The following is a 2655-nucleotide window of genomic DNA, read 5'->3' as shown; positions in this document are numbered from 1 at the left end:
AAATTCATGAAAATTTATGTTTTATACGGGAATGATGGACTAGCTGGCGGAGTGGTTGGAGTTTATCGGTGCCGTGCGGCGATAGGCGGTTTAAATTTTAAAATTTGCAGCGTTTGGCTTGACGCACTGCGCGGCGGTGGAAATTTTATCGCGGATCTGTCGTCGTGGCGCAGTAATGGGAGGGCGTGCGCTTGCGCTTTATACGCGGGTTTGGCAGTTAAAGGGCGGACGGCTTTGCGGCACTTGCTACTGCGGCAGTAGCAATAGCGGCTAGAACAAAATAGGTGCAATGCCTGAGCTACAAAATTTAGATCGAAAACACTCGGGATGTGAGAACTTCTAGCGATAATCTTAGCTCGTCCGATTCGGAATTTTGATTGAGGGTATTTGGGCGATAAAATTTAATCAAAAAGCTACCAGCAGTGAAATTTTGCGATTTTAAGAACGGCAGGAATTTTACTACTTGAAAGCAGCGGGGATTTGCGGCTTTTTATATAATTTTTCTGTGAGTCTGCTGTGATCTTTTTTGGATTTTTCAAAATTCCTGGCGGTCTTTGTGCGGTCTATTTACGGCGGAATTTCACGGCTCGGCTAAATTTACAGAGCCATTTTAAATTTAGAAGGTCGTTTTAAATTGTGCAGAGGACAAAGTAGTCGAAATGAGGTATCCAGTTTTAAATTTGCAAAGCCGTTTAAATTTGTAAAGTTACTTCCCGCCGCGCCTCTTTTTTGAACGCTCTTAGCACGCGTAAATTTTAATCGGCAGCTTTATCTAATCCGCAAAATTTTAGTTTTTGAAATTTTATAAATTTTCGAGCTTGCGTTTTGGCTGAAATTTTGATCCACAACCTTGTCCGCCGCCGCTTTCGCCCAGGCTTCGTCGAAGTTTTGTCCGTTTAGATTTGCGCTGCTGGAGTATAGCCAGTCAAATTGCCTCAAAAACTCCTCATGGGCGCACCCTTTTACGACGCGCACGGCGGTGCCGTTCGGGTATAAAAAGGTCGTTTTTCTCGCGCGGCGCACCAAATTTTTAAATTTAGCTGGCACGCGAGCGAGATTTTTTAGCTCGCTAAGCTTCGCCGTCGTTATGAGGCAGGGTTTATCCGCTGCTCGGCGTTTGAGCACATTTATCTCGCGAAAATCCTTACTCAAAAATCCCGCCGTCGTATCAGTCTGCGCCAAATAGATCATCTCTCCTCCAAATTTACGCCTTTTTCCTATCTTTAGCTAGCAAAAATATGCACGAGATAATGAGCGTAAAGCCCGCAAAATCAAGAAACACGAACTCCGTCCCCAGCCAAAAATAGGCAAACGCCGCCGCGCTCACCGGCTCGATGCACGCTATCATGCTCGCCCTGCTAGCGCCTATTATCTTTAGCCCCGTCATGTAAAAGCTAAACGCGCATATCGTGCCAAGGATCACTACCGCGGCAAGCGCTGCAAAGCCCTGCGCGTCGCTCACGCCGCCTAGCTGCCAAACCCGCGTGTAAAGCGCGAGCGCGCCGCCGCCGATGACCATCCCCCAGCCTAAATTTAACGCGACGGGGTATTTTTGATTTAGCTTCGTGGGAATGAGGCTGTATATCACGACGCCAAGCGCGCTAATCAGGCACCAAACCAGCGCCTCCGCGCTGATAACGAGCGAACCCAGATCGCCGTGAGTGGCGAGCAGCACGACGCCCAGCACCGCGAAAATGAGCGCGATGAGCTCGACCTTTTTAGGCGCGCGCCGCTCCAAAAAGCAAACTACGGCAAGGATGAGCGCGGGCGCGGAGTACTGGATCACGGTCGCGACGGCGGCATTTGAGAGCTCAATGCCGCAAAAGTACGAATACTGCGTCATCATGAGCCCAAAAAAGGCGTAGATGAGCAGCTGCGGCAATAGCGCGCGATCTTTTAGCGGCGCAAAGGCTAGGCGCGGCGAGCGAGCGATGTAATACGCTACCATCGCAAGCCCGGCGAGGCCTAGGCGGTAGGGCACGAGCCAGTCGGCGCTGACGCCTTTTTGCGTGAACAGATACTGCCCGCAAACACTGCTAAATCCCCATAATACGCCGCCAAGAAGCGTGATGAAAACGCCAAAAAATTCGCTCTGAGATCTCATTTGCCGCCTTAAATTTAAAGCTAAAGTATATAAGCTTATGCTTAAGCTGGGGTTAAACCTAGACTAGTCGGTTATATCTAAATTTATGCCAAATTTTACAGCAAAATCCTCTAACCAACAACCAAAGCCCAACTTTTGTCCCAAATAGATAAAGTATTTTTGATTGCAATAAACTAATGAGCCACGTAGAACTAAATTCTGAGTGGCACAAATTTGTAAGTTTTTTATATGATTTTTATGCCAATTCTATAAGTTATTTACTTAAATATACTTGCTTTTAGATTGTAAAATAGTGTATAATAAATAAATTTATAATTAGGATACATAATGAATTATGATAGTTTTTTACTTAAACTAAAAGAGGCAGGTATAAAATTTTATAGATTTAAGACCGGAACTCCTGCAAGGGTTGATAAAAGAAGTGTGGATTTTTCAAAAATGGAAGCTCAAAAAGGAGATGAGCCTATAGTACCCTTTTCGTTCTCTACAGATAGAGACTCTATACAAAAGGAGCAGATTGACTGTTATTTGACCTACACTAACGAAAATAC

4 protein-coding genes are annotated in these 2655 nt (G+C 45.8%); 2 read left to right on the top strand and 2 right to left on the bottom strand.

Translation table 11 applies throughout. The annotated features are described in order from the left end of the window. Nucleotides 1–261: hypothetical protein (locus Q0236_RS02960; RefSeq protein ID WP_297914958.1), on the top strand; the 261-nt coding region annotated here is incomplete at its 5' end. Between the two features lie 507 nt (nt 262–768). Here Q0236_RS02960 and Q0236_RS02955 read toward each other — a convergent pair. Together Q0236_RS02955 and Q0236_RS02950 are read right to left on the bottom strand one after the other, a co-directional pair. Then, the gene (locus Q0236_RS02955; RefSeq protein WP_297914955.1) at nt 769–1191 is read right to left on the bottom strand and encodes a Sua5 YciO YrdC YwlC family protein; all 423 of its coding nucleotides are present in this window, start codon (nt 1189–1191) and stop codon (nt 769–771) included. Nucleotides 1192–1204: 13 nt separating this feature from the next. After that, entirely contained in the window at nt 1205–2104 is a 900-nt protein-coding gene (locus Q0236_RS02950) for a DMT family transporter (RefSeq protein WP_297914952.1), read from the bottom strand. A 327-nt stretch (nt 2105–2431) separates the two neighbouring features. Here Q0236_RS02950 and Q0236_RS02945 point away from each other — a divergent pair. Next, a partial coding sequence (locus Q0236_RS02945) for an FAD-dependent oxidoreductase (protein ID WP_297914949.1) occupies nt 2432–2655 on the top strand: 224 nt, incomplete at its 3' end.

The sequence above is a fragment of the uncultured Campylobacter sp. genome, from assembly GCF_938031315.1.
In the GTDB taxonomy this organism is placed as follows: Bacteria; Campylobacterota; Campylobacteria; order Campylobacterales; family Campylobacteraceae; genus Campylobacter_B.
The sequence above is the reverse complement of the archived record's forward strand: the minus strand, read 5'-3'. Positions and strand labels throughout refer to the sequence as shown.

What these genes read in the sequence shown, in the direction of transcription:
- Q0236_RS02950 (WP_297914952.1), bottom strand. Translation starts at nt 2,104, where the DNA reads ATGAGATCTCAGAGCGAATTTTTTGGCGTTTTCATCACGCTTCTTGGC.
- Q0236_RS02955 (WP_297914955.1), bottom strand. Translation starts at nt 1,191, where the DNA reads ATGATCTATTTGGCGCAGACTGATACGACGGCGGGATTTTTGAGTAAG.